The organism is Paenibacillus sp. MAHUQ-63 (assembly GCF_028765165.1).
GTDB lineage: Bacteria > Bacillota > Bacilli > Paenibacillales > NBRC-103111 > Paenibacillus_E.
In genome coordinates, this window is sequence record NZ_JARADB010000002.1 from 1,237,146 (window position 1) to 1,263,046 (window position 25,901).

24 protein-coding genes and 1 riboswitch are annotated in these 25,901 nt (G+C 53.0%); of the genes, 21 read left to right on the forward strand and 3 right to left on the reverse strand.

The genetic code is table 11. From position 1 onward, the window contains the following. Window positions 1-319: 319 nt before the first annotated feature. On the reverse strand, window positions 320-820 hold the full coding sequence (locus PUT07_RS13895; protein WP_274468700.1) for a GNAT family N-acetyltransferase: 501 nt from the start codon (window positions 818-820) through the stop codon (window positions 320-322). Between the two features lie 198 nt (window positions 821-1,018). Here PUT07_RS13895 and PUT07_RS13900 point away from each other — a divergent pair, with 198 nt between their 5' ends. The 9 genes from PUT07_RS13900 (at window position 1,019) to PUT07_RS13940 (ending at window position 8,734) form a co-directional block, all read left to right on the forward strand. After that, a complete protein-coding gene (locus PUT07_RS13900; RefSeq protein ID WP_274468702.1) occupies window positions 1,019-1,819 on the forward strand; it encodes a nicotianamine synthase family protein in 801 nt (266 codons plus the stop codon). Window positions 1,820-1,887: 68 nt separating this feature from the next. Further along, window positions 1,888-2,955, forward strand: a complete 1,068-nt coding sequence (locus PUT07_RS13905) for a sulfite oxidase (RefSeq protein WP_274468703.1) — start codon at window positions 1,888-1,890, stop codon at window positions 2,953-2,955. Window positions 2,956-3,185: 230 nt separating this feature from the next. Further along, the gene (locus PUT07_RS13910) at window positions 3,186-4,184 is read left to right on the forward strand and encodes an NAD-dependent epimerase/dehydratase family protein (RefSeq protein ID WP_274468704.1); all 999 of its coding nucleotides are present in this window, start codon (window positions 3,186-3,188) and stop codon (window positions 4,182-4,184) included. 19 nt (window positions 4,185-4,203) lie between these two features. Next, window positions 4,204-5,226: a phosphotransferase enzyme family protein gene (locus tag PUT07_RS13915; RefSeq protein WP_274468705.1), complete on the forward strand. Its 1,023-nt coding sequence runs from the start codon at window positions 4,204-4,206 to the stop codon at window positions 5,224-5,226. A gap of 77 nt (window positions 5,227-5,303) precedes the next feature. Continuing rightward, window positions 5,304-6,119, forward strand: a complete 816-nt coding sequence (locus PUT07_RS13920; RefSeq protein WP_274468706.1) for an SDR family oxidoreductase — start codon at window positions 5,304-5,306, stop codon at window positions 6,117-6,119. Between the two features lie 337 nt (window positions 6,120-6,456). Then, complete coding sequence (locus PUT07_RS13925; RefSeq protein ID WP_379239658.1) at window positions 6,457-6,804, forward strand: PadR family transcriptional regulator; 348 nt, start codon at window positions 6,457-6,459, stop codon at window positions 6,802-6,804. Between the two features lie 2 nt (window positions 6,805-6,806). Continuing rightward, on the forward strand, window positions 6,807-7,355 hold the full coding sequence (locus tag PUT07_RS13930; protein WP_274468707.1) for a DUF2812 domain-containing protein: 549 nt from the start codon (window positions 6,807-6,809) through the stop codon (window positions 7,353-7,355). A 30-nt stretch (window positions 7,356-7,385) separates the two neighbouring features. Continuing rightward, on the forward strand, window positions 7,386-7,895 hold the full coding sequence (locus PUT07_RS13935; protein WP_274468708.1) for a GNAT family N-acetyltransferase: 510 nt from the start codon (window positions 7,386-7,388) through the stop codon (window positions 7,893-7,895). Between the two features lie 23 nt (window positions 7,896-7,918). Continuing rightward, window positions 7,919-8,734 (forward strand): serine/threonine protein kinase, encoded by an 816-nt coding sequence (locus PUT07_RS13940; protein WP_274468709.1) that lies wholly within the window; start codon window positions 7,919-7,921, stop codon window positions 8,732-8,734. A gap of 293 nt (window positions 8,735-9,027) precedes the next feature. On the opposite strand, the gene PUT07_RS13945 is transcribed toward PUT07_RS13940, so the two are convergent. Together PUT07_RS13945 and PUT07_RS13950 are read right to left on the reverse strand one after the other, a co-directional pair. Continuing rightward, on the reverse strand, window positions 9,028-9,873 hold the full coding sequence (locus tag PUT07_RS13945) for an EcsC family protein (protein ID WP_274468710.1): 846 nt from the start codon (window positions 9,871-9,873) through the stop codon (window positions 9,028-9,030). Window positions 9,874-10,281: 408 nt separating this feature from the next. Further along, window positions 10,282-11,265 carry an AraC family transcriptional regulator gene (locus PUT07_RS13950; RefSeq protein ID WP_274468711.1) on the reverse strand — a complete coding sequence of 328 codons (984 nt, stop codon included), beginning with the start codon at window positions 11,263-11,265 and terminating at the stop codon, window positions 10,282-10,284. 138 nt (window positions 11,266-11,403) lie between these two features. On the opposite strand from PUT07_RS13950, the gene kdgD reads away from it, so the two are divergent. The 12 genes from kdgD (at window position 11,404) to PUT07_RS14010 (ending at window position 25,732) form a co-directional block, all read left to right on the forward strand. Continuing rightward, window positions 11,404-12,330, forward strand: coding sequence for a 5-dehydro-4-deoxyglucarate dehydratase (gene kdgD / locus PUT07_RS13955; RefSeq protein ID WP_274468712.1), 927 nt, complete (start codon window positions 11,404-11,406; stop codon window positions 12,328-12,330). 13 nt (window positions 12,331-12,343) lie between these two features. After that, window positions 12,344-13,345, forward strand: coding sequence for a sugar phosphate isomerase/epimerase family protein (locus PUT07_RS13960; RefSeq protein ID WP_274468713.1), 1,002 nt, complete (start codon window positions 12,344-12,346; stop codon window positions 13,343-13,345). 2 nt (window positions 13,346-13,347) lie between these two features. Further along, window positions 13,348-14,805: an alpha-ketoglutaric semialdehyde dehydrogenase GucD gene (gene gucD, locus PUT07_RS13965; RefSeq protein ID WP_379239659.1), complete on the forward strand. Its 1,458-nt coding sequence runs from the start codon at window positions 13,348-13,350 to the stop codon at window positions 14,803-14,805. Window positions 14,806-14,977: 172 nt separating this feature from the next. After that, the gene (locus PUT07_RS13970; protein ID WP_274468715.1) at window positions 14,978-16,537 is read left to right on the forward strand and encodes a response regulator; all 1,560 of its coding nucleotides are present in this window, start codon (window positions 14,978-14,980) and stop codon (window positions 16,535-16,537) included. Between the two features lie 25 nt (window positions 16,538-16,562). Then, window positions 16,563-18,344 (forward strand): cache domain-containing sensor histidine kinase, encoded by a 1,782-nt coding sequence (locus tag PUT07_RS13975; RefSeq protein ID WP_274468717.1) that lies wholly within the window; start codon window positions 16,563-16,565, stop codon window positions 18,342-18,344. Window positions 18,345-18,472: 128 nt separating this feature from the next. Continuing rightward, window positions 18,473-19,879 carry an ABC transporter substrate-binding protein gene (locus PUT07_RS13980; protein ID WP_274468718.1) on the forward strand — a complete coding sequence of 469 codons (1,407 nt, stop codon included), beginning with the start codon at window positions 18,473-18,475 and terminating at the stop codon, window positions 19,877-19,879. Window positions 19,880-19,949: 70 nt separating this feature from the next. Further along, complete coding sequence (locus PUT07_RS13985) at window positions 19,950-20,906, forward strand: carbohydrate ABC transporter permease (protein ID WP_310187080.1); 957 nt, start codon at window positions 19,950-19,952, stop codon at window positions 20,904-20,906. 12 nt (window positions 20,907-20,918) lie between these two features. Then, window positions 20,919-21,752, forward strand: a complete 834-nt coding sequence (locus PUT07_RS13990) for a carbohydrate ABC transporter permease (RefSeq protein WP_274468719.1) — start codon at window positions 20,919-20,921, stop codon at window positions 21,750-21,752. A gap of 13 nt (window positions 21,753-21,765) precedes the next feature. Further along, window positions 21,766-22,728, forward strand: coding sequence for a Gfo/Idh/MocA family protein (locus PUT07_RS13995; protein WP_274468720.1), 963 nt, complete (start codon window positions 21,766-21,768; stop codon window positions 22,726-22,728). 24 nt (window positions 22,729-22,752) lie between these two features. Beyond that, the gene (locus PUT07_RS14000) at window positions 22,753-23,622 is read left to right on the forward strand and encodes a sugar phosphate isomerase/epimerase family protein (protein ID WP_274468723.1); all 870 of its coding nucleotides are present in this window, start codon (window positions 22,753-22,755) and stop codon (window positions 23,620-23,622) included. 136 nt (window positions 23,623-23,758) lie between these two features. Beyond that, complete coding sequence (locus PUT07_RS14005; RefSeq protein WP_274468724.1) at window positions 23,759-24,430, forward strand: DUF4309 domain-containing protein; 672 nt, start codon at window positions 23,759-23,761, stop codon at window positions 24,428-24,430. Between the two features lie 138 nt (window positions 24,431-24,568). Then, on the forward strand, window positions 24,569-25,732 hold the full coding sequence (locus PUT07_RS14010) for a hypothetical protein (protein ID WP_274468725.1): 1,164 nt from the start codon (window positions 24,569-24,571) through the stop codon (window positions 25,730-25,732). A 60-nt stretch (window positions 25,733-25,792) separates the two neighbouring features. Beyond that, window positions 25,793-25,872: riboswitch (ZMP/ZTP riboswitch) on the forward strand. Window positions 25,873-25,901 lie beyond the last annotated feature (29 nt).

Below are 25,901 nucleotides of genomic sequence, written 5' to 3' on the forward strand. Positions count from 1 at the left end.
GGTGTCCGTTAGAAATCCAATTCGGCCTATTCCAGCCGAATAGCGTTCGCTGTGTCCGTTAGCGCCACAGGACACCTCCATGAGCTCGCGGCCTCGCCACCGGCGACTAGCCAAACCTACCAACGCGAGCAAGCTGCTGCTCGCGTGTCAGATTCTAACGGATACCACGGCCGTTAAAGCCGTGCTCTTCGCCGCGCCGCGGCACAAACGGACACCAGAGGCCTTATTTGCCGTAGATTCAACAGAAATCACGCTGAAATCGGCAAATAGCCTCCCAGGTGTCTTCGGCCTAATTAAGCCGCCAGCGCCACACGCAGCCTTAGACAACGGGCATGACCAGAATATGCTGGCCGCCGTTGCGTCCCATTTTGGTGCGGCCCGAATCATAGAACCCGCAGCATAAATAAACGTGACGGGCGGGGTCATTTTTGAAATTCACGGCCAATGCAATTTCTGCGACAGCCGGAAAATGCTTCGACACGAAAGCCTTCAGCTGCAGCAGCGCAGCTTTCGCATGACCATGCCCTTGTTCGGCATGGTTGATCGAAAAGGCTCGCAGAACCAGCGAGTTGGCGTGATCCGAGTACTCGAATCGTTCTTCCCCGTCATACAGGATGAAAAATCCAACCGGCCTGCCGTCCGCGACGATGCAAACCGGATAACGATGCTCGTCTTCCAGCGCAATGGGCAGCATGTCTCTGGGCATGCCTGTAAACTGCTGCTGCTCCTCCGGCAGGTGAAAAGAAAACAGCGCCTCGCGATAAGCCGATGTATAGAATTCAAGTTGATTGGGAAATAGACTTGCCGAATATGATGTCATGCCGGTCTTCCTTTCATGGAACCATGTATATGAAATATTGTACCGAGATTTCCTTGCAGGAAAAAGGGAAAAGAGAACTGAGCATGCAGCACCCTTTTATAGTACCTCCAAAAATAGTTCACCCTCTTAACTATTTTCGGTACTTTTCAACGGAGAAGACTGATATGCATAGTAGCAATGGGATAAGGAGGGAGTTCGATGAAAGAGAAGTTCGAGTTTATCCTGACGATGAAGCTGCTGGAGGTTGGAATCAAACAAGTTGCCGCATTTGCGAAGGCATCACCGGATGGCTTTGAGCTTTTGAGAAATAAACTGGACGATCTTTGCGATTTCATTCAGAACCCGGAGCACGCAAGAAAGTGGCAGTTATGGGGGCATGATCACGAGGTGACTGCTCAAGCACGCGCGCTGCGGGATACCGCCACCGAGGCGCTCTGTGAGTTGGAGAAGCTGCAGTCGCGGCGAATACATAATCAAGAACTGCACATCAGCTGCTATATGGATCAATTATCCGAATCCGTCAGAACGGAATTGAACGCCCTTCAGATTGATAGGTTCTCCAAGGTGCTATTCATCGGTTCCGGCGCGTTTCCGCTTTCCTGCTTTACCATAGCACAGGAGACGGGGGCCGAGGTTTGGGGGCTGGATATCGATAAGGAGGCTGTAGAGCTTGCCAATCATGCCGCAGCCATATGCGGTTTCGGGTGCAGAGTCCGGTTCTCGCACCAACCGCCTGCGGAATTAGCCTTCACGAAGGAGGCCACGCATATCATCGTCGCTTCCTTGGTCGCCAATAAGCTGGAAGTGTTGGAGGAACTAAAGCAAGCCGCTAACAGCCAAGCGCTAATCATGTTGAGATACGGAAACGGTTTGAAGTCGCTGTTCAATTACCCACTGGTAACAGAACTGCCGGAATGGGAGCACATGGAGGTTCGCCTGCCTTCCTTTGTGTACGATACGATTGTTTTGCAAAGGGCAATTCAGATGAAAGCGGTCTGATGCCGATGCCTTGAAAAAAATTGTGCTTTGTTCGCATAGTCCGAGATCTCAGGGCTCTTCTAGAAAGGATGATGGTAGTGCTGTATACGCCTTACCCCATTACACGCAAGCTGATACCGGAGGTTCAAGAATTTCCGATGCTGGCCTTATCGGATCAGGTGACCCCGCAGCAGCTTTTTTTCATTCACAATCATTTCAAGTATCCTTCTCAAGTGAATATCCGAGCCTGGCAGCTGCATATCGGCGGGTGCGTAGACAGACCGTACAGTTTGAGATATGAAAATCTGTTAAGGATGCCGCAAGTCACGATGCCTGTGACGCTGGAATGCGCGGGAGATCAACGCTCGTTCTTTCAACCGAAGACCCGTGGCGAACAATGGACGCTTGGGGGGATAAGCCATGCCTACTGGTCCGGTGTCCGCCTCAGCGAAGTACTGCGAGCGGCCCGTATACGAAGCCAGGGAGTGGAGGTGACCTTTGCGGGGATGGATCGCGGATTCCGGACGGATCGTCCCGGTGAGTTCGCTTATGTGCGAAGCTTGCCGCTAGAAACCGCCATGAACCCTGACATTCTGATTGCCCTCTATATGAACGGACAGCCGCTGCCATTCAAGCACGGGTATCCGGCCAGAATGATTGTCCCGGGCTGGTATGGCATGGCATCCGTCAAATGGCTCAACAGAATCGAAGTTATCGATCACCGGTTTGATGGCCCGTTTCAAGTGTCGGATTATGTATATGACCGCGGAGATGATCGTCCGCGGGAACCGGTTACGAAGATTAGGCCCCATGCCGTCATCGCTCGTCCTGCCGATCAGGAGGTTCTTCCCCAAGGGGAGCATTGGATTGCCGGCATGGCAATCTCGGGCGACGGTCCCGTCGTGAGAGTGGAAGTAAGCGTAGATAACGGCCTGACATGGATACCGGCTTCATGGCTGGATCCCCCGGAGCGGTACGCTTGGCGCAGGTGGGCATATCGGTGGAACGTGACGGAATCGGGCAGCTATGACGTGAAAGCCAGGGTATGGGACGATGCCGGCAATTCTCAGCCTGTTCAAGCGGACTGGAATGTGAAAGGGTACGGGTATCATGCGATTCAGCACATCAAGGTTTATGTCGATTTCAGCCGGCCATAGGGGAATTTTGCAGCTTCTGCATTCGTATTTGGAAAATTGCGAAGAAAATAGCGGTAAGTTGAAGGTGACAGTCTGATACAAACCATCAGGCTGTTTTTTATGTTCCATCGGTTAAAATATATTGACAGTTGGCACAATTTGGAATCATAATAAAAACGACTGGATAGTCATTTTAATTAACGATGCGGCAAATGCGGAATGTGAAATCGAGCTGATAAGGAGTTGGGCATATGAAGCTTTTAGTGCTTGGAGGCACCCGATTCGTGGGCAAAACCATGGTAGAAACGGCGCTTGCCAGAGGGCATGAGGTGACATTATTTAACCGCGGCAGCAATCAAGAATTGTTCCCGGAGGTCGAACGGTTGATTGGCGACCGCGACGGCGGTCTGGATGCGCTGAGCGGCAGGCAGTGGGATGCGGTCATTGATACGTGCGGCTATTATCCGCGTGTCGTAGAGGCTTCGGTACGAACGCTTGCCGATCGGGTAAACTTTTATACGTTCATCTCAACGTTAGATGTGTATGAAGAAGAGAAGATGGGCTCGGAAGCGGTGGACGAAACGTTATCCGTTAAAACGCTGCCGGAAGATTACGTCGAGGATATCGCCCGGTTCTATGGTGCGATGAAAGCTTCCTGCGAGCAGCTTGTGTCGGCTGCCTTTCAAGACCGCAGCTTGATTGTAAGATGCGGCCTGGTAGCGGGCCCCGGCGACATGTCGGACCGGTTCACCTATTGGCCGACCCGGATTGCCCGCGGCGGCGAAGTGCTGGCGCCAGGCGATCCGCAGGCGCCGATTCAATTCATCGATGTCCGGGATTTGGCAGACTGGACGATAAGGATGGTGGAGCGTCAAGCAGGCGGGACGTTCAACGCAACGGGACCGGCGGCGCCGCTCACGGTAGGCGAACTGCTCGAGCGCTGCATCGGTGCAACGCACAGCGAGGCGCGGCTGACTTGGGTGCCGGATGAATTCTTGACGGAGCATAAGATCGGGCATTGGGTGGAAATGCCGTTATGGCTGCCGGCCAGCGAGAACGTCGGCGGGCTGATGAAGCTCCAGGTACAGAAGGCTGTTCATGCCGGCCTGCAGCACCGGCCGATTGAGGAGACGATTCGCGATACCTGGGTTTGGGATCGCGAGAGAGTGGCAGACGGTCCGCGCAAAGCCGGACTTGATCCTGAGAAGGAAGCTCAGCTGCTGGAAGAATGGCATATGCGGCATGGTTAAATGACCGGGAGGACACGATATGGAACACGAAGTTGAGAAGCTGTTTCAGAAGGCGGTCCTGGAGCAGGCTGCGGCCGCTTTCGGACTTGATCCACATGCGCCCATGCAGCTCCTGGGAGATTTCGAAAACTATGTGTATGCCGCTGCGAAAGACGGCGTACCTGTCATCGTGCGCTTAACGCACAGCTCGCACAGGTCCGAGGCTCAAGTTCGTGCGGAATTGGATTGGATACATGAGCTGGTGCGGCAGGGGATATCCGTTCCGGCATGCTACAGGTCGATTAACGGCGCGCCGACGGAGAAGATTGCCGTCAAGGATTCCTATTTTACGGTCATCGTGATGGAGCAAGCGGCCGGACATCTCCCCGATTATGCGAATGAGGCAGAATGGAACGCAGCGCTGTTTCAGGAATGGGGCCGTGTGACGGGACGAATGCACAGGGTCACCAGCTCGTATGCCGTCCCTTCGGGTAGCCCCATGAGGCCTCACTGGCACGAGGATGATTTACTTGTTCACGCCAGTGATTACGTTTCGATTGGGAACCGGATTGTGCTGCAGCGGCTGGAAGCACTCCAGAGGCAATTGGCAGGATTACCGCAGCGGAACGATGCTTACGGACTCATTCATACCGATATTCATTCCCGTAATTTTTTCGTCGAGAACGGGAGAATAACCGTGTTCGATTTCGACGATTGTACGTATCATTGGTTCGTTCAGGATATCGCGATACCGCTCTATTATGCGGTAAGTTGGAGCGTGCCCGTTCATGCGGGCAGGGACTCATTCGGCAATGCATTCCTGCAGGCGTTCTGGCAAGGCTATCGGGCGGAATACGTCCTTGATCCTGCCTGGTTAAGGCATGTGCCGTTATTTTTGAAGCTGCGGGATATGGTGCTGTACCTGGTGCTGCAGAAGAAGACGGAGCCGGACCAAAGGAGCGAGCGGATACGTACTTGGCTGGCCGAAATCGAAGACAGGATCGTCCGAGACATCCCCATTGTCCGAATAGACTTCAAAGCGTTAGATGTATGCGCTACATAGAAATCATCCCTCGCGGGCAACCCTAACAAGGGATTTCAAGAATCCGCAAAATTAGAATTAGGCAGGGATGAATGCATATGAGCGTACAAACATTGCAAAAACCGGGTATGATACTTCCGGATCTGAAAGACAAGGTGGCGTTGGTAACCGGAGCCGGATCAGGCATTGGCAAAGCGGCAGCGATCATGTTCGCGCAGCAGGGGATGAAGGTATGCCTGGTCGATTTGAAGGACGAGCGTACCGAGCAGACCAAGAAGCAAATTGCGGAAGCGGGCGGCGAGGCGATTGCGGTAGATGTCGACACCGCCGATCCGGAGCGCGTCGCGGAAGCGTTCGAGCAAGCCGTGAAGAAGTGGGGACGGCTTGATGTCGTGTTCGCCAATGCGGGCATTAACGGAGTGTTGGCGCCTATAGAGGACATGAAGCTGGAGGACTGGGATCGCACGCTCTCCGTCAATTTGAGAGGAACGTTCCTCTGTATCAAGTATGCCGTTCCTCATATGAAAGACAAGGGCGGCAGCATCATTGTGACAAGCTCCATTAACGGCAGCAGGGCGTTTTCCGGATTCGGCATGACGGCCTACAGTACGTCCAAGGCAGGGCAGGTAGCCCTCGCCAAAATGGCTTCGCTGGAGCTGGCCCGCTACAAGATTCGGGTGAACGCTATCTGCCCGGGATCGATTAAGACGAACATCGGTGAGAATACGAAGCCGACGCCGGAGCTCGACAAAATTAAAATTCCGGTGAAATACCCGGAAGGGAGCCAGCCTCTTGAGCATGCGCCCGGTGAGCCGGAGCAGGTGGCGAGTCTCGTCGCTTTCCTGGCTTCAGACGCGTCAAGCCACATCACGGGCACGGAGCTGTTCATCGACGGGGCGGAGTCGCTGCTGTAAGGTTGAGGAGCTCCTCCGCAACCCGCCATTCTTTTGTCATGCTGTCGATCTATATGATTTTTCGCATACAATCAGTCGGTGAGGGAACAGGTTCTTTCGTTAGTACGGACGGATCTGGAGGCCGCATCACGCATAAGAAAACCGTCAGGTGCCATGAACGGCGTCTCAAAGTCAGCAAGATCTAACTAACTTTGGGGGCAGTCATGTATCGGGCGGTTTTTTTAAAACCACTATATTGACAGTCGATATAGCAAAGGTTATTATATCGATATACGATATAACGAGTGGTGATATAACTACGTACGATATAGTTGCAAACGAACGGAGGTGACGCAGGATGGAGATCGCCAGAGACGCATTGCCGCTGACTGAAGCTTTCTATTATATCCTGGTGACGCTGTACCCCAGGGCCGCACACGGCTACGCGATGATGCAGGATGTAGAACGAATGAGCGGAGGCCGGGTGCGCATCGGAGCAGGGACGTTATATACGGCATTAAATACGCTGCTGAAGAAAGGGTTGATCGAGCACGCCCCTGACGCGGAGCATTCGGCGGATTCCCGGCGCAAGCTGTATGCCATCACGGAGATGGGGAAGGCGGTGCTGAAAGCGGAGATGGTGCGCATGGAAGAGCTGCTGATGAACGGAAGGAATGTCATACAACAAGTGGATAAGGAGAGATGAGCGTGAGAAAGCATCAATACCGGAACAGATTTTCATTCGTTTGGAACTATGAGAAAGACGAGAGTTGGTTGACCGGCTTGTCCGCCCAAGGACTGCACCTGGATAAACCCGGCGTCATCCGTAACCGGTTTGAGAGCAATCCCGAGCTTCGCTACGTATACCGGATGGATTATCAAAAAATTGTTGGACAGGAGCAAGTGAACGAATACGTGGCTCTCTTCGAGGATTCGGGCTGGGAGCATGTGGGGACGATCATGGGCTGGCATTATTTCCGCAAACCGTACCGCGAAGGCGGGACGTACGACATTTATACCGACCGCTTGTCGGTGAGGCAGCTTTTACAAAGAGTTCAGACGACGCTGGGCATTCTGGCTATTGCGAATGTTCCGCTACTCATTATGAATCTCAAGAACTTATTTTCCGGCCCCCGCTCTCATACGATATCTAGTACACTCACCTTCACGATCGTGTTGGAAGTGCTGTGCATTCTATTATTGGCCTATGGCTGCGTACGTTTCCAGCAGAAAATCAAGAAGTTGGATGAGCAATAAAGGCAAATAGAGGGAGGCGGACAGAAAAATATGGCCAATACGTCCATTCGTTTACTGCGTGAATATGATGCTAAAGTGATATCCGAAGCATTCCGGCAGCAGGGCTGGGATAAGCCGGCTGCGCAATACGATGCCTATTACCGCAAACAGATGAACGGCGGGCAAGTGACGCTGGTTGCGGAAACCGACGGCGATTTCGCCGGTTATGTGAATGTGCTCTGGGACTCTCCTTACCCCGATTTCAGAGCCAATAGCATCCCTGAAATCAACGATTTCAATGTATTGATCAAATACCGGAGACGCGGGATCGGCACTGCCTTGATGAATGAAGCGGAAGCGATAATCGGGGAAAGATCGCAGGTTGCGGGCATCCGGGTCGGGCTTTATAGCGATTACGGCGCAGCTCAAGTGATGTATGTCCTTAGGGGCTATGTACCTGACGGCAAAGGCATTTTCCAACACGACGCCTATCCGCAATATGGCGAGCAGGTCCGGGTGGATGACGATCTCGTTCTGTCATTGACGAAGAAGCTAAGATAGGACGAAGGAGAATACAAGAAGTCATGTCAATCAAAGCCTATCTGAAAAGAGTGTACACGGAATGGATCGACTTCCCGCATAAGGAAGGGACGGATCTGCTTGGACAGTTCCGGATCGAGCGGTTTCTTGGCATGGGCAGCTACGGACTGACCTACTTATGCCGGGATATGGGCACCGGCGAGGAAGTCGTCCTGAAGCAGGCGAAGCCCAGCAAGAAACAGCTTGGCCGCGACTTGCTGCTGCGCGAATATGAGATCATGCAGCGCCTGCAGCACCCGTCCATTCCGCACTGTGTCGCGGCTGTGCATGAGCGTAAGCAGATGTATATGATAACGGAGTATGTGAAAGGTCAAACCGTTGAAGATTTGATTTTTGCAAGGGGATACCGATATTCGGAGCACGAGGCGCTTCTGTTGATCCGCAAGCTGATGGAGGTTGTCCGCTATTTGCATGAGCAGCGGTTCGTCCATTTGGATATTCGGATTCCGAATGTAATCCTGCACCGGGACTGCCTGCATCTCATTGATTTCGGTCTGGCGTCGCGAATCGGCGAACCGCCAAGCCAGCCATTCGGATCCGATGAGGAGCTTAAGCGCAAGAGAACGGCGGAAATCGCTTCCGACCTTTATGCCATAGGCCACTTTATGCTGTTCATGCTGTATTCGACATATGAAGCAGGTCAAGCTCAAACGGAAACAGGCAGTTTAAGCTGGGAAGAGGAGCTTCAGCTCACACCGGCGACGAAGGGAATGCTTCGTAAGCTGCTTCAGACGGATGCTGCGTATGGAAGCACGGAGGCTTTTATCGAGGACTTGGATGCCATACTTCGGACCACCTGACCAAAAAAAGCCGCATATGCGGCTAAACTAGCTGGAACTATGATAGCTGTTTCTATAATAACCGTGCCCTTGATGACCCTGTCTTGGCCCGTGTCCGCGATGCGACGATGAGTAACGGCGGTTGTAGCGGATAGCGTGATGCGAGCTCGTATAGCGATTATGACGGTGTTTTGAGTGGAAAATGGAACTTATTAATTTCTTAAGCAAATATTTGATCAATTGGCATTCCTCCAGAGGTTTTACTATTCCATACGGAAGGATGCTTGCATAGTTTCAAGGGGCATGAGCGATGTTCAATCCATCCGTTCTGCCTGCTCGATTTGGTGCAGCCGTTCGAGGATTCTACGCTTCCGGTACAGCATTTTGGCGGCTTCGCCGACATCCTTCAGCGTTCCCCGGTTGATCCACGCGCCAAAAAGAATGCCGGCCACGGGAATTAATTGAAAGAGCTTTTTCCAGCCCCAGTTGTCACGGTACGTTGCGAACACCTCTCTCCAGCCCTGCAGCTGAGAGATCATTTGCGTATCCGCTTTGTCCTCATCGGCATATGCGGCAAGCTCATCGAGAATCGCCTTCTTGCCGACAATGTCGGCGGATGAGAACTGCAAGCATTTGATCGTGAAGATGCGCTCCTGCTTCATGGCCGGTTCGTATCCATAGCAGAGGGCGATTTCCTGGATGGTTTTGAGTGATAATCCGAGCACGGCCGGGATATCGATAGCGAGCGTCAAAATGCCGCCGATCCCCGTCGTCGCCCCCTGAAGCGTGGCTAAATTCGTTCGATTCTGGACGATTTCATCAGCCGCTTGATCCAGAACATGGAGCGGCAGCGCTCCGACATCGCCGATTTGAAGCGGTTCCCCCGGCAATCGGCTCCCTCTTTCGTTTCGGGAAAGCACACCCTCGATATGCCGCAGCGTACCTGCTTCGGAGATTAAGTAACGGCCCCCGGCTTGCAAATAATGGCCCAGTTCATTCAGCGCTTCGCTAATTTTGGCGTTTAGCGCTTTCGGTGTTAGCCGGTCCAACAGCTGGAAGGGAAGCCTGCCGATTTTCTCCCAAAACCACAGATCCTTCTGCTCGTCCTCCCAAGCTCGGATGAGGCGAAGCTCCTGCAGCAATTGTTCTTTGGTTTCCATAACAGTCACAGCTCCTTTGCAAGTTGTATACGTTTTAAATCCATTTTGGATGCAGCCGAACGCCAAAAAAAGATGTCCTATGGAACATCCTTTGCGAATAGTTCTTCTGTTATTCGGTGCTAACGGACACCGCAGCCGTTAATGCCACGAAAATGTCTCCGTGACGAAGCTAACGGACATCGGAAACCTTATTTGCCGGTTTCGGAGCGGATTCGTGATAATTTGGGCAAATAACGGCGCCGGTGTCCGTTAGAACAAGAAATGGGCCGATATTGGCCGAATAAGGCCTGCACTGTCCGTTAGCCAGCCAGTCGAATACCATAGCCGCGGAGCTGACGTTCAAAGGCCGCGTATGTTCAACATGCTCTCTATGATTGGCGCTTGCGCGGCGCCTCACAGCAGCGACGTTTACAACGGAGCTTCGTCCGCCGTTTCAAGCTGCTTCTTCTGGTAGCGAGTCGCCACTTGCTCCAAATATTTATGAATCAAGGCGTCGACCGACTCCGGATTCAAGCATTTTTTGCGAAAAGTGCTCGGCGGAGTGCCGATTTCCTTCGTGAATACTTGCGTAAAATAATGGATGCTCTCGAAGCCCGTATCCTCCGCGATTTGCTTCAGAGGAATATCTGTGAATCCGAGCAGATAGGCGGCCCTTTTCACTCGCTCGGTTTTCACAACCGAGGGGAACGATTGGCCCAATTCTTCCGCCATTAAGCGGGATAGCTGGCGTTCGGAGACGTGCAGGCTTTGCGCCACGTCGGCAAGCGATATTTTGGCAGTCAGATGGGACTGGATATAGGCTTTGGCCCGCTTGAGCGTTCCCTGGAGCTCCGTGGCGGCAGCGGAAGCAACCGTATCGCCCGTAAGGCTGATTTGCAGCAAAAGCGATAAGCAGCTCATCACGAACGAATAAGCCAGCTGCCGGGTCGTTTCCGGATACCGCGACTCCGGGTCGGCGGCTTGGAGGAGCAAAGCCTGCCAAATATGCGCTGGGGCCGTGTGCTCGGCATTAGGAATAAAGAGGTGCGGATAGGAGATGACCTGTTGGAAATCATGCAGGAACGCATCGCTGCTCTCGGATGCGACGGGTTCCAGGGCGACGAATAAAAGCAGCATGCCCTCATCGCTCCGGATGAAATGCCGGCTCTCCGGCTTCGAGCAATAGAGCGTTCCCGCACGGAGCGGGTAGGTGACCCCATCGCTATAATAAACGCCTTCCCCTTGAACGACATAGCAAATTTCGAAAAAAGAATGCGTATGGGGGCGGTTCCCCCGATGCTGCGGTTTGGCTCCCCAATAGTGGACGAAGATGGATGCGGAGTCGCCTCGCAGCTGAACCACGTTTTGGTTGAGATACAGGTTGCTTCGAGAATAAACGGATGGGCTCAGCATGCAGGATGGTCTCCTCTCGGGCTGTCTGCCCTTCATTATAGCACGGAATTTTTATAAAAAGCGGCGAGTTTTTACAAAGACCGGTCTGTACGGCATTCCCTATAATGGGGAGGAAGATATCGCAAAGGGGATGCTGAAATGAGTAACGAACAACCGATTTCGCTTGCAGGGATTATGGGTTTTCCCGTAACGCCATTTGACGATAACGAGAATGTGAATGAGCAAGCGTTCGAAGCGAATGTGCAGTTTCTGCTGGATAACGGCCTGGATTCCATCTTCGTATGCGCAGGTTCAGGGGAATTTCAATCGCTGGATATCAACGAGTATGAGAGGCTCGTGACGGTAGCGGTTTCCGTCGTTGGCGGCAAAGTTCCCGTCTTCGCAGGCGTCGGCGGCAACATCAGAGAAGCCGTGGAGCGCGCCCAACTGGCAGAACGGCTAGGTGCGGACGGCTTGCTGCTGCTGCCGCCATATTTGATTATTCCGGAGCAAGAGGGACTGTATCACTTCTACCGGACGATTGCGGAGAGCACGAAGCTGCCTGTCATCATTTACCAGCGGGACAATGCTGTGTTCACATTAAGCACTGTGGAGAAGTTGGCAAATCTGCCGACGGTCATCGGTTTCAAGGACGGTTTGGGCAATTTTGAGCTAAACGTAGAGTTCTCACAGGTGATAGGGGACAGGCTGCAATGGATGAACGGCATGCCGCTGGCGGAACTGACGATGCCGGCTTACAAAGCGCTCGGCTACCATTCCTATTCATCCGCGATTTCCAACTATATTCCGCAGGTTTCAAGAGCGTACTACAAGAGCTTGCTTAGCGGCGATCAAGAAACGGTTCAAACGATTTACCGGGAAGTGATTTTGCCGATTCACCGCATTCGCCGGCTGCGCAAAGGCTATGCCGTTTCGCTGATCAAAGCGGGGATGAACATCGTCGGCTTGCCCGTAGGGCTGCAGGTCCGCACCCCTTTGATCCAAGTGGAGAAGGAGCATTATGCGCAATTGGAAGCGATCATTAAGCGAAGCCTGAACCTTACGGCGGCTGCGAATCACGTATAGGGGGAAATGACCGATGATGAAAGTATCCATTCAAGTGCCTACGTGCGATCTGTCCGATAGCGATTTGCGGCAAATGTGCCAGCTAGGCGTTGACTGCATTGATTTTACGAGAGGATCGTCGTTCCCCGGCGTCAGCGAGCTGGGCTATCCGGATTTGGACCAACTGCTGAAGCTAAAGCGCAGAATTCGTTCGTTCGGCATGGACATCAACCGGGTGACGCTGCCCGATATGACGAGCAGCTTCATGCGCGCCGAGCCAGGCACGGAGATTCAACTGGAGAACGTCAGCAATGCGATCCGAGCTTTCGGGGAGGCGGGCATCACGCTAGTCCGTCAGAGATTCGCAGGTGACGTGTTCCCTTATATGTCGGAGGACTATACCGCTGTACACCGGGGCGGGGCTCTGGTCCGCGGTGAATCGACCAAGCGCAGCTTGGAACAACAGCCGCCGACCGTGGAACAATTGAACGAGTGGTGGAAGCGCTTCGATCTTGTATTCGGGACATTGGTTCCGCTGGCCGAAGATTACAACGTGAATCTGGCCGTGCATCCGTCGGATACGCCGCATCATAACACGACTTTCGGAGGGCTGGGCTTAAACCGGGTGATCGATGCCTTCCCAAGCAAGAACGTCGGATTGGTGTACTGCGTAGGTACACGCGGCGAAGCTGGCGGCACACCGCTCGTGCTGGACGAAATTTATCAGTACGGCCGGAAGAACCGTATATTCCTTGTACACTTCCGCAATATTCGCGGCAGTCTGGCCACAGCAGGAGCTTTCGAAGAGGCGCTGCTGGATGACGGGCATATGAATATGGCCAAAATATTGCTGGCGCTGCATAAAGTGGGCTATAACGGCTGCATTAATCCGGATCATATTACATCGCTGGAGATGGACCGAGCGCCGCATAACCCGTCCCCATCCGGCATGGGCTGGGTAGGCTGGGCATATTCGGTCGGTTATGTGAAGGCGCTTCTGGCCGCCTTGGTCGAATTTCACGGCGGGAGGGATTGAACGTGAGCGAAGCTAGAACGTTCCTGAATTACGTAGGCGGCGAGTGGAAAGCGGCCTCCGGCATGGAGACGGAGGCGAGACTGAACCCGGCGCGCCGTCATGAAGTCGTAGGGTATGTACAGAAGTCGTCCGTACGCGATTTGAATGAAGCGGTTGCTAGCGCCCAAAACGCCCGGCAGGCGTGGCGCAAGCTGTCCGCTCCGGCACGCGGCGATTTGCTGTTCAAGGCCGCGAATGTGCTGGAGCGGCGGCTGGGTGAAGTCGCGGAGATGATGACCCGCGAGATGGGCAAGACGCTTCCGGAAGCGAAGGGAGAAACCGCCCGGGGCGTAGCCATTCTGCGGTATTACGCCGGCGAAGGCATGCGGAAAACGGGCGACGTCATTCCTTCGACGGACAGCGCGGCATTGATGTTCACAACGCGCGCTCCGCTTGGCGTGGTCGGCGTCATTACGCCATGGAATTTCCCCGTCGCCATTCCGATCTGGAAAATAGCGCCGGCGCTTGTGTACGGGAACACCGTCGTCTTCAAGCCCGCACAGGAAACGGCAGCCACCGCTGCGCTCGTGATCGAGTGTTTCCATGAAGCAGGCATTCCCGCCGGCGTCGTCAACATGGTCACGGGGGATGGCGGCATCATCGGTCAGGCGATCGCCGACCATCCCGGCATCGCGGGAATCACGTTCACCGGATCCGACCGGGTCGGACGAATCGTCGGGCAGAGCGCATTGGCCCGAGGGGCGAAGTATCAGCTCGAAATGGGAGGGAAGAATCCCGTTATCGTAGCTGAGGACGCGGACCTGGACTTGGCGGTAGAAGCGACGATTAGCGGCGGCTTGCGTTCGACCGGACAGAAATGCACCGCGACCAGCCGAGTGATCGTACAGAGCCGGGTGTATGAAGCGTTCAAGGACAAGCTGCTCGGTAAAATTGCGGAGATCCGGGTGGGCTCAGGCTTGGATGCCTCCACATGGATGGGGCCCTGCGCGAGTGAGAAACAGTTTCAAACCGTCCTTTCCTACATCGCCAAGGGGGTGCAGGAAGGCGGGAAGCTGTTATGCGGAGGCGACATTGCCGGCGGGGAAGGGTTGGATGAAGGTTATTTCATCAAGCCGACCGTCTTTGAACAGATCAGCAGCTCCATGACGATCGCACAGGAGGAGATTTTCGGACCTGTTTTGGCACTGATCAAGGTCGAGACACTTGAAGAGGCGATTGCTATTGCCAATGACGTGAAATTCGGACTCAGCGCTTCGATATTCACGCGTGACATCTCGACGATGTTGGCGTTCTTGAACGACATCGATGCCGGACTTGTCCGCATTAACGCGGAGAGCGCAGGCGTTGAGCTGCAAGCGCCGTTCGGCGGCGTCAAGCAGTCGAGCTCGGGTTCGCGCGAGCAAGGGCAAGCGGCGATCGAGTTTTACACGGATATCAAAACCGTATTTGTCAAAGCGTAAAATACTAGGGCCTCCAGCCTTGTAGATTCTTCTACGGGTGGAGGTCCTATTTTGTTGGCAAAGACGACTTCTCAGCGAAACCTTATTCCTGTAAAATATGGAAAACACAGCTAAGGAATAATCGTTTTTGAAAGGTGTCCAAGCTGTGAGGGGAAAGGAGAGGAGAATGCGCATGTATACGTTATTAATCGTGGATGATGAAAGGTGGGTCCGTCAAGGATTACGTACGACAATCGATTGGCAGGCAGAAGGTATTGAGGTATTGGGGGATGCCGAGGACGGTGAGGACGCGCTTCAGATGATGCGAGACCGGATGCCGGATATCATCATTACCGATATCAAAATGCCGCGAATGGACGGCCTTGCGCTTATCGAAGCCGTCAAAAGCCATCAAGGCGCCGCGAAAATTATCATTATGAGCGGCTATAGCGATTTCAGCTATGCGCAGCAAGCGATGCGGCTTGGAGCTGTCGATTATGTGCTGAAGCCGATCGAGGAAACGCAGATGCTCGAGGTTGTGCGCAAATGCATCGCACAGCTCCAGCAAGAACGGGAAGAACAAGCAGCGCTGAAGCAAATGTCGGAACGAATTCGTGAAAGTATGCCGCTAGCCCGCCAGCAGTACCTGGAAGCGCTCCTCACGAATGTAAGCGCTTCATCCAGATTCTCGCAATCGTTATGGGATCGCCTCCGCATTCCGCTTGATCCGAATCGTATGCAAGTGATTCATATTCAAGTATACGACTGGGGGCTGCACGAACATCAGCCAAGCGAGCATTACCTCCTTCGTCATGCGATCGGCAATCTGGCTCAGGAAATCGGCAAGTCCGAGGGCGCCATGGCGGTATGCTTGTTCGATGATGAGGAGGAGACGGATCTTGTTATTCTACATACCCCCGCCGGCGGGAAGGAAGGAAGCGGATCTGCGGCATGGGAAGCCCTGATTGATGATTGCCGGAAGTATTTGGGAGTCCGCATCAACATCGGCATCAGTTCCATGACCGACATTGCCTCGCTGCACGCTTCGTTTCAGGAAGCTGTCCATGCAGCGGCTCATGCATTTTATGAGGGATACGGCAAGGTGTACGATGCGGCGCGAAGCTCACAAGAGCAGTCTCTTCACAAATTCGTGGAGCCAAGCGGTTGGAGCAATCGAATCGTACATGCGGTGAAGCTCGGCGACGAGGCTTCGCTCGGCGAATTGCTCGACGAGCTGCTCACCCATTTGGATAACAGCCGTGCCAAGTGTACTCCGCGTGTGCTGCGAAGCGGTTTCATTGCTTTGCTGCAGGAATTGGAGAGAAAGCTTGAAGTGCAGATCCAAATTCCGTACTGTGCGCTGCATGAACTGAAGGGCGAACTGCTCGCTGTGCTCTTGCCGTACCGGTATGAGGAGGGCGCCGCCGGCAACAGGAAACGATTCATCGAACTCGCCATGATCTATATCGAGCAGCACTATACGGAAGCGATTACTCTCAATCGGGTAGCGGAGCACTTGTACTTAAATCCGTCGTATTTCAGCAAAATTTTTCATGAGAGAACAGGCGAGACGTTCAGCAAGTATATCATTCGTCTAAGAATGAATAAAGCCAAGGAGCTGCTCAAAGATTCCACGCTCCGCATTTATCAGGTTGCCGATCAAGTCGGCTATCAAGATTTCCGGCATTTCGTCAAGCTGTTCAAAGAGCACGAAGGAATGACTCCGGCACAGTATAGGGATAGGGGCATCTAACCAGAGGAATCGGAGGAGGGTTATCTTGAAGCTGCATGCTTACTTGAAATGGCGGTCCATCGGCTATAAGCTGTTTATTTTGTTCTTGGGCAGCATGTCGCTGTCGATCATGATGATGGGATATCTATCCTATCATAAGGCGAATGAGATCATCAGCTCCAAAGTGTCGCAAGTGGCGTGGCAAACGATCCAGCAAGCGAACCGGCGGCTGGAGCTCATCTTGAATGAGTATGATAACCGGACGCTGCTTATCTTCGGGAACAAGGAGATCCAGCGCGGCATCATCGGAGATTACAGGGACAGCTACGACCAGAGCTACAACAATCAGCAGATCGGCAAGTTCCTGTCCAATTTGGTCAATGTCAAGAACGATACGCTGAACATCTATATTTTTGGGGAGCGCAGTGCCTCCTACAGGTTCACGAACAACGGTTTCGCCGAGCTGCCGATGATAACGCCGAGGGAAGCCGAGCAGGACTGGTACAAGAAGATCAAGGAAGCGAACGGACAAGTCGTCTGGTTCGGCATTCGTGCACCGTTAGTGAAATCGGCCAGTTCGGAAGACAATAAACCGGTCTTCATCATGGGCAGATCGCTGAAAAACTTTGACAATTTAAACCAAACGCTCGGTGTGCTCATTATGGAGATTAATCCGGAGCTGATTCAGCATTTTTTGTCCGAGGTCGATTTTCAGGCGCAAGGCACGACTTATATTGTCGATCCCAACGACACGGTCATGGCGGATTCCAACGGCGCCCGCATTATGCGTCCTGCAGGGCTGAAGCTCCCGCCGGAGTCAAGCGGTTATCTCCGAGATACCGTCGATGAACGGGAAGTGATGCTCGTCTTCGATGAGCTCCAGATCAATCATTGGAAGCTCGTCGGCATGGCTCCGATCCAAAACTTGATCAGCGACTCAAGAAACATCGCCTATTATACCGTTTATCTGGTTATAGCCTTCAGCGTAGTGGCAGTAGGGCTCGCATTCATGGTGGCGAAGCAGATGCATAAGCCGGTCAGGACCTTGCTGTGGTCTATGCGGAGAGCGCGGGAAGGCGATTTCGATATCCAAATTGAGAACGAACGCAGCGACGAATTCGGCATGCTCTATCACAGCTTCAACACGATGGTGACGAGAATCAAGGATCTCATCGATGAAGTATATATCCAGAAGCTGTTGAAGAAGGAAACGCAGCTGAAAATGATGGCTTCGCAAATCAATGCGCATTTTCTATACAATACGCTCGATTCGATTCACTGGATTTCCCGGATTCACAAAGTGGACGAGATCAGCACGATGATTTTCGGCTTATCCAAATATTTGCGCATTTCTTTAAGCGAGGGCGCCGATTTCGTTACCGTCAGAGAGAGCGCTGAGCTATTGGAGAGCTATCTATCGATTCAGAAGGTCAGATATCAGGACAAATTCTCCGTGAATATGAGCATGGATAGCCAACTGATGAATTCCAAAGTGTTGAAATTCGTGTTTCAACCGCTCGTAGAGAATGCCATTTACCATGGGCTTGAGAATAAACGGGGGAGCGGGCGCTTGGATATTCGCTGGAAAATGGAAGGGGCGCTCCTGCATTTCGAAGTGGAGGATGATGGAATCGGCATCAGAGCGGATAAAATGGAGGAGCTTACCGAGATGATGACCAGCGATGAATGGGAAGGCAAGCATAATTTCGCCCTGCGGAATATTCATTCACAAATTCAGTTAACGTACGGCAAGGAGTACGGCCTGCTCATCGAAAGCACATGGGGGGCAGGTACCAAAGTTACCTTGATCCTTCCTTTACGATCCTAACGCGACCGGTCAACCAACAAAAATAATACACCAAAAACAAAAATCGCCTCGTTTCGAATAGATCGTGAAAGCGCCTACAATATTACTAAGCTCCTAAGCGAGTTAGTCCAATTAAGGGAGGATCATTTATGAACCATACAAAGCGCCGAATCGATCGGCAAGGTAGCAAGTTGATTGTTCTTCCGCTTACAGCAGCGCTGGCGTTGACGGCAGCAGGCTGCAGTTCGACAGGCACCACTTCGAGCAGTCCGGACACCAAAGGCACAGAAGCGAATAGCACGGTGAGCACCTCACCGAATGCAGCGGCTACGACAGCCGCAGGCGCGCCCGTCACGATCGATTTCTGGTTTCCGTGGGGCGGAGATTATCAGAAGGATTTCAAGGCGAACGTGGTTGACGTATTTGAGAAAAAGTATCCGAATATCAAAGTGAAAATGACATTCGTAGAGACGACCGGGCAAACCCAAGCGTCGGATAAACTGTTGACCGCTATCGCAGGCGGCAATCCGCCTGACGTCGCCCTGTTCGACCGGTTCCTTATCGGCTCCTGGGCGGCCAAGGGATCTTTGACCGATTTATCCTCGTACGTGAAGAGCAGCGGTATTTCTCCGGATGATTATTATAAAGGGCTTTGGGCCGAGAGCGTTTATAAGGATAAAGTATATGCCTTGCCGTGGGGGACGGATACTCGCGGAATGTTTTACAATAAAACGCTGATGAAGGAAGCCGGGCTAGATCCGAATAAACCGCCGCAAACGATCGCCGAGCTGGATCAAATGGCGGAGAAAATTTTCAAGAAAAGCGGCAACGGCAAGTACTCGCAAATCGGTTTCATTCCCTGGATGAATCAAGGCTTTCTATTCACCCATGCCTGGAACTTCGGCGGGAAGTGGGAGGATGCGGCTCACAATCTGACGCCGAACGACCCGCAAAATGTGAAGGCGCTTGCCTGGATGGCTGACTATGCGAAGAAATATGACATCGGCAACCTCACAAGCTTCTCGGATGCCATGGGTCAAACCGGGATGAATCCGTTCTGGACAGGGAAAGTCGGTTTCGAATTCGACGGGAACTGGATATTGAATGATTTGGCCAAATATAAGCTGAACTTCGATTGGGGCGTTGCGCCCATGCCGGCTGCCGATGGTAATAAACCGGCGACATGGGCCGGCGGATGGTCGTATGTCATCCCGAAAGGTTCCAAGCACGAGAAGGAAGCGTGGGAATTCGTCAAATTCGTTGCGCACAAAGAGGGCACGCTGCTGTATGCGAAGCGCCCTAAAGCGGGGAACGACATTACGGCCATGCCGAGCGTCAACGAGGAGCTGAAGCTGTCGGATAACCCGAACTTGAAGGTTTTCCTTGATCTGATGCCGACCGCATATACGCGCCCTGTATCGCCTGCCGGAGCTTTCTTGTGGAACGAAGCGCTGCGCGTTCAGGACTTGGCCATTCATGGCAAAGGGGACGCCAAGACGCTGCTCGATGAAGTGAAGAAGAATGTGGATGCGGAATTAGCGAAAATGGGCAATTAATCAGATGTGAAGAAGGAGCAGGGCGTTCAGCACGACCCTGCCTCTTTGGATTGGAAAAGGAGGGAATCGATTGAAAACTGCCGAGACCGAAGCTTCCGTGAACAACCTGTCGGCTTCAGCGCAAGTAAAAGCCAAGAAAACTCGCTTTGAGCGAAAGATCGCCTTGTTCGGATTTGTTTTTGCACTTCCCTGGATCATAGGCTTGCTGCTCTTTCACGCTTATCCGCTCATCATGTCCGCTTATTACAGCCTGACAACCTACAGCATTCTGGAACCGGGGGAATTCGTCGGATTCGATAATTACACAAATCTTTTCAAGGACAGGGTATTCTGGATCAGTATTTATAATACCTTGTACTATACGGTTATTTTCGTACCGCTGAGCATCGCTTTCGGCGTGCTGTTAGCCCTTCTGTTGAACTTGAAAATTCGCGGTCAGGGCATCTACCGTACGCTGTTCTTCATTCCGAGCCTCGTGCCGCCGGTCGCTACGACGATCATCTGGCTGTGGCTGCTGAACCCGCAGTTCGGGCTGGTCAACTTCTGGCTTGACAAAATCGGCATTTCCGGGCCGCCTTGGATCGGCAGCGAACTATGGTCGAAGCCGTCATTAATTCTGATGAGTCTATGGGGGACGGGCCAGGCGGTCGTCATTTATTTGGCCGGGCTGCAGGACATTCCGCAAGATTACTACGATGCGGCAAGTGTCGACGGGGCCAATGCCTGGCAGCGGACGAAGACGATTACACTGCCGCTCCTGACACCCGTCATCTTCTTCAACTTGATTATGGGGACGATCGGTGCTCTGCAAAACTTCGTTCTGCCGTTTACGCTGACGAACGGGCAAGGTACGCCTGCGAATTCGATGATGTTCTATGTGATGTACTTGTACACGAACGGCTTCGGCTACTTGAAGATGGGGTATGCTTCCGCCATGGCCTGGATTCTGTTTCTGATTGTGGTCGTATTAACGGCGCTTATCTTTGTTTCCCAGAAGCGCTGGGTCCATTATCAAGGAAAAGAATAGGGAGGGATTGTCATGGGGAGCACAAAGCTTGGGCATGTACAAAAAATTTTCGCGCATCTGTTATTACTTGTCGTCGGCGCCTTTTTCCTGTCACCGTTCCTGTGGATGGTTTCGACTTCGCTCAAAGCGAACAGCGAGCTGTTCCTCTGGCCGCCGGTCTGGATTCCGAGCGTGCTGGAGTGGAGCAACTACCCGGCGGCGTTAGACTATATTCCGTTCTATAAATATTTATCGAACACCTTGGTTATTGCTGGCCTATCGACCGTGGCGGTGCTGTTCTCCAGTCCGCTGGTCGCGTATAGCTTGGCTAGAATTCCATGGAAGGGGGCGAAGCCGCTTTTTGCCGTAACGCTCATCGTCATGATGCTGCCTTATCAGGTGACGATGATTCCGATCTTCATCGCGTTCAAAAATTTCGGCTGGGTCGGTACGAATATTCCGCTCTGGCTGCCCGCCTTCTTCGGCGCACCGTTCTTCATCTTCCTCCTCCGGCAGTTCTTCATGGGCTTGCCCAAGGAGCTGGAAGATGCGGCGCGCATTGACGGCGCATCCGAGCTTCGCATTTATTGGCAAATTATGCTCCCGCTATGCCGTCCCGCCTTGCTGACGATCGCGCTCTTCCAGTTCATGAACAGTTGGACGGATTATCAGGGACCGCTCATTTATTTATCCGACGAGAGCCAGTACACCTTGATGCTCGGCATGCAGGCGTTCAAATCGCAGCACAGCGCCGAGTGGCAGATGATGATGGCGACGCTGGTGATGATTACGCTGCCGATTATTTTGCTCTATTTCTTCGTGCAGCGCGCATTTATTCGAGGCATTACGTTCTCGGGAATCAAATAGGAGGTCGACTTCCATGGGTGAAATTCGAATAGGCATGATTGGAACAGGCGGCATTGCGCACGTCCACTGTCGCCAATTGCTGGAGCTGGAAGAAGCGGACATCGTCGCTATCTGCGATACGAGCGATCCGAACCGGGAGAAGTTCGCCGGTAAGTTCGGGCTGGACGATGTGGAGCACTATACCGACTATCAGGCGATGCTGGCGGAATCGGAGCTGGATGCCGTTGTCATCTGTTCCCCGCATACCCTGCATTTCCAGCAGGCGACCGATGCGCTGAACAAAGGGCTGCACGTCTTGATCGAGAAGCCGATGACCTGTTCTTCGGCGGAAGCCGAGCAGCTCATCAGGACAGCGAAGCAGGCGGGGAAAGTGATGCAGGTCTCGTATCAGCGCCATTTCCAACCGGAATTTCTGTATATCCGCGATGCCATCGCAAGCGGCCAGATCGGCAAGCTGACGTCCATTACGGCTTCGCTCTATCAAGAGTGGAAGCAATTCACAACCGGCCTGTGGCGGCAAGTACCGGCGTTATCAGGGGGCGGGATGCTGATGGATTCCGGCAGCCACATTATCGACGTCCTGCTCTGGACGACAGGTCTTACCCCGGCGGAGGTGAAGCCGAACCTGCATCTGCAGGGGGCACCGGTGGAAATCGATTCCTTCACCTCGATCCGTTTCGAGGAAGGCGCCGTTGCCGGCCTGAACATTGTCGGCTTCGCGCCATGCTGGCATGAAACCTATGTGTTCTGCGGAGAAGATGGCGGGATATTCTATGACAACGGCAAAATTACCGTGCGTCGGCTCCGTCAAGAGCCCGTCGTTCCTGAGCTCCCGGCGCAGCAAACGAACCAGGATAAAAGCTTTATCGATGCGATTCTGGGACGCCATGAAGTGATGGTTCCGGGGGATTTCGCCTTGAAGGTCGTCAAGTTTACAGAGATGGTGTATCAGGCTGCCGGATATAAACCGTATTAGGCCGATCAAAGAGGAGATGAAGCTATGAAGCTGAAAATAGGCATGCGCATACCGCCCAGAATCGGTGCCGAAGGAATGGAGCAAACCGCTGTATGGGCAGCAGCGGCAGGGCTTGACGTGCTTGACGTTCCGTATGTGAATCCGGAGGTCATAAGCGTTTGCGAGCGCGCGGGCATTGGCATCGGTTCCGTAGATGCCGTGCAAATGGGCGCCCTGCTCAGCAGAGACGACGGCCGCCGGGAAGCAGCCGCCGAAGCAGTCCGGGAGCAGATGACGGAGATGGCGGCGCTTGGCGCGAAGGTCATGTTCATGTGCTTGGTCCCGGAGGATCACACGGTTCCGCGGAGTGAGAGCTTCGCGATCTGGAAGGACACCTTCCCTGCGATTGTCAGCCATGCGGAGCAGCAGGGCGTCTATATCGCCATCGAGGGGTGGCCGGGGCCTGCGCCTTATTATCCGACCATCGGCTGCACGCCGGAGATGTGGCGCAAGATGTTCGAAGCGATCCCCTCCAAGCATTTCGGATTGAACTATGATCCGTCCCATCTCGTGCGGCTCGGGATCGATTACATCCGGGCCTTGCATGAATTCGGCGAAAGAGTGAACCATTGCCACGGCAAAGATACGGAATTGCTGCCGGATGAGCAGTACGAATGCGGCGTTCTCCCGGCAACCTTCGGAGCGCGATACGGATTCTCCGAAGGCTCCTGGCGGTATACGATTCCCGGACATGGCGCGGTTGAATGGAGCAAGGTGGCCGTCAGACTGGACCGGCTCGGTTATCAAGGCGCGATCTCCATTGAGTTGGAGGATCACCGGTACTGGGGTTCGCTGGAGAAAGAACGTGAAGGGATTGTGAAGGCGGCGGCACATTTGAGCGCCTATTTTAAATAATTGGACCCATCCAGAAGCCTGTCCGAAGCCTTCGTGCTTGCCGGAACAGGCTTTTATTTTTGGCGGAGACAGCAACCTGCCGGCAGATTTTACGTCTTATTGGTAAAAGCAATGATAAGGGAGCTGAATAACTGGAATGAAGAAATTTATACTTGGTATGGTTTGCGGTATGGCGCTGACGGCAACGACGGCCGTTTATGCGGCGGATACGATTCAAACGTATTTATTTCCGGTGAAGTTCGAATTCAATGGAGAGAGCAAGCCGCTTGACGAGAAGGAATATGTGGTTCTGAACCACAACGGCCATGCTTATGTACCTCTGCGTTATGCAGCCGAAAGTATGGGGAAGCTCGCCAGATACAATGAGGAGACGCGAACCATTTCGATTGATGATACAAATTTAAGCCAAAAGCTGATTCTGGACAGCAAATTCCTCACGGCGGCATCCCAAGGGAAGCTTAGCGGGATTGAATTCGGCATCGGAGCAAGCCGGCAGGAGGTGCTGTCGAAGTGGGGCGAGCCGCATAAGACGGGAAGCTGGCAGACGGCCTACTCACAATGGTTTGACTATTATTACTTCTTCAGCAATCCGAATGAACGCGTCGGTGCGATCCGCGTCGCTGGACATTCGATCCCTTATTCGGCCGCCGAAGTGAAGAAGGCGCTGGGCACACCGGATGCGGAAGGAATAGACGAAGTAGCGGGAACGGGTTATTACGTCCATTACACGGCAGGTGAGTATGAATTATTTTTCTTGGCAGGCTCGCAGGACAGCGCAGTGAATTATATGACGTTCAAAAAGAAATAAAAGCAGGTTCATATACCCATAATGTGGAAGATATGATACGATAAAAAGAATTGCGCCTATCGAATTTTGGGCAGCCGCAGCGGCTGCGAAAGCGAAGCAGCTACGAATTATCAGGAACTGAATTTGGAGGGAATTCAAGTGCATTCACGTTATACAAGCCATGCTTCTAAACGTCAAGTCCATGCGGGCAGTGCCCATGTTCAAATGAAAGCGCCGAACCCTGTGTACAGCTCCGTCATGCAACTGCAGCGTACGATTGGCAATCGGGCCGTTCAGCAGTTGGTTGCGGGCTCCTCTGTGATTCAAATGCTGGCTTGGCCATCCAAGAAGCCTCAGCAATCCAAAATCAGTCAGACACTTGCTGATCATTGGGGTGAGTTGGACACTTCGGATGTGAAGGAATTTTATGCGTGGTGTACGACTACGGACCAGTTCGAACATATTCCGACGGCATTAAGCCATTCGGAATGGAAGACGTTGAAGGCAAGCTGCACAGGAGCCAAGTTCGATGAACACGGCTTTGCCAGCGATACAAGCAAGGGGAATATACGCAGTATTTTCCAATTTGCAACGGCGAAGAAAGCGGCTCCTTACAAGCGATATGATGAAGGCACCTATATGCAAACGAACGATCAGCTAGCCTCCGACATAGCCGCAATTCAGACTGAAGGCACGTTCAACCTGGATCGCATTATCGCGTTGGATAAATCGCTTGCTTTCGATTTGGTAGAAGCCGACAAGGAGCGGCATGCGGCGAAGTGGGAGAAAGAGAACAACGCGGATCTTGCCAAAGAGAAGTCGATGGAACTGAATCAGAAAATAAAAGCGGCCAAGGAGAAAATGCAAACCACCCTTGCACTGCTGGCCAGCGCCCACATGACGAAGCTTACCGAGGAGAAGGAAGCGGCGAAGAAGAAAGCGAAGGTCGACGGCGCGATTCTCGCTGCGGAGAATGCCTATGCGATTACGAGCAGCAGCGCCTTGACAAGAGCGATTTGGAACAGCACGAAGGCGAATGCTGGATTAACCGGATATTTGGAACTCAGCGGTTCCTATACGGCAGGGGATTTACAAACTGCACACGACGAATGGCGGGATTTCGGTTATGCGTACGATCAGTATGCGGGCAAGGTCGACTTTCTGGATAACATCCACAGTCCCGGCAATGGAACGGCGCAGGATAAATTGACGCACAGCAACTATGAGAGCCGCTCATGCCGCTACCAGGTCGATTTCATTTCCAATTGGGGAGGCAATCGTACCGTTATGCACGTTGGCCTGCAAGGAACAGAGAAGAAGTAACTCCTTGATCGAGTCAGGACTTGTTAGATCGTGCAGTTCCGCCTATAATGATGGAAATGACTTCGTATGCGCAACTGGCGTAAACGTGGAGTACCACGAGGGAGCGCATATCTATACGGCCGTACGCCTGGGCAGAGGTAGGGATTCTAAATCCCTGCCTCTTTATGTT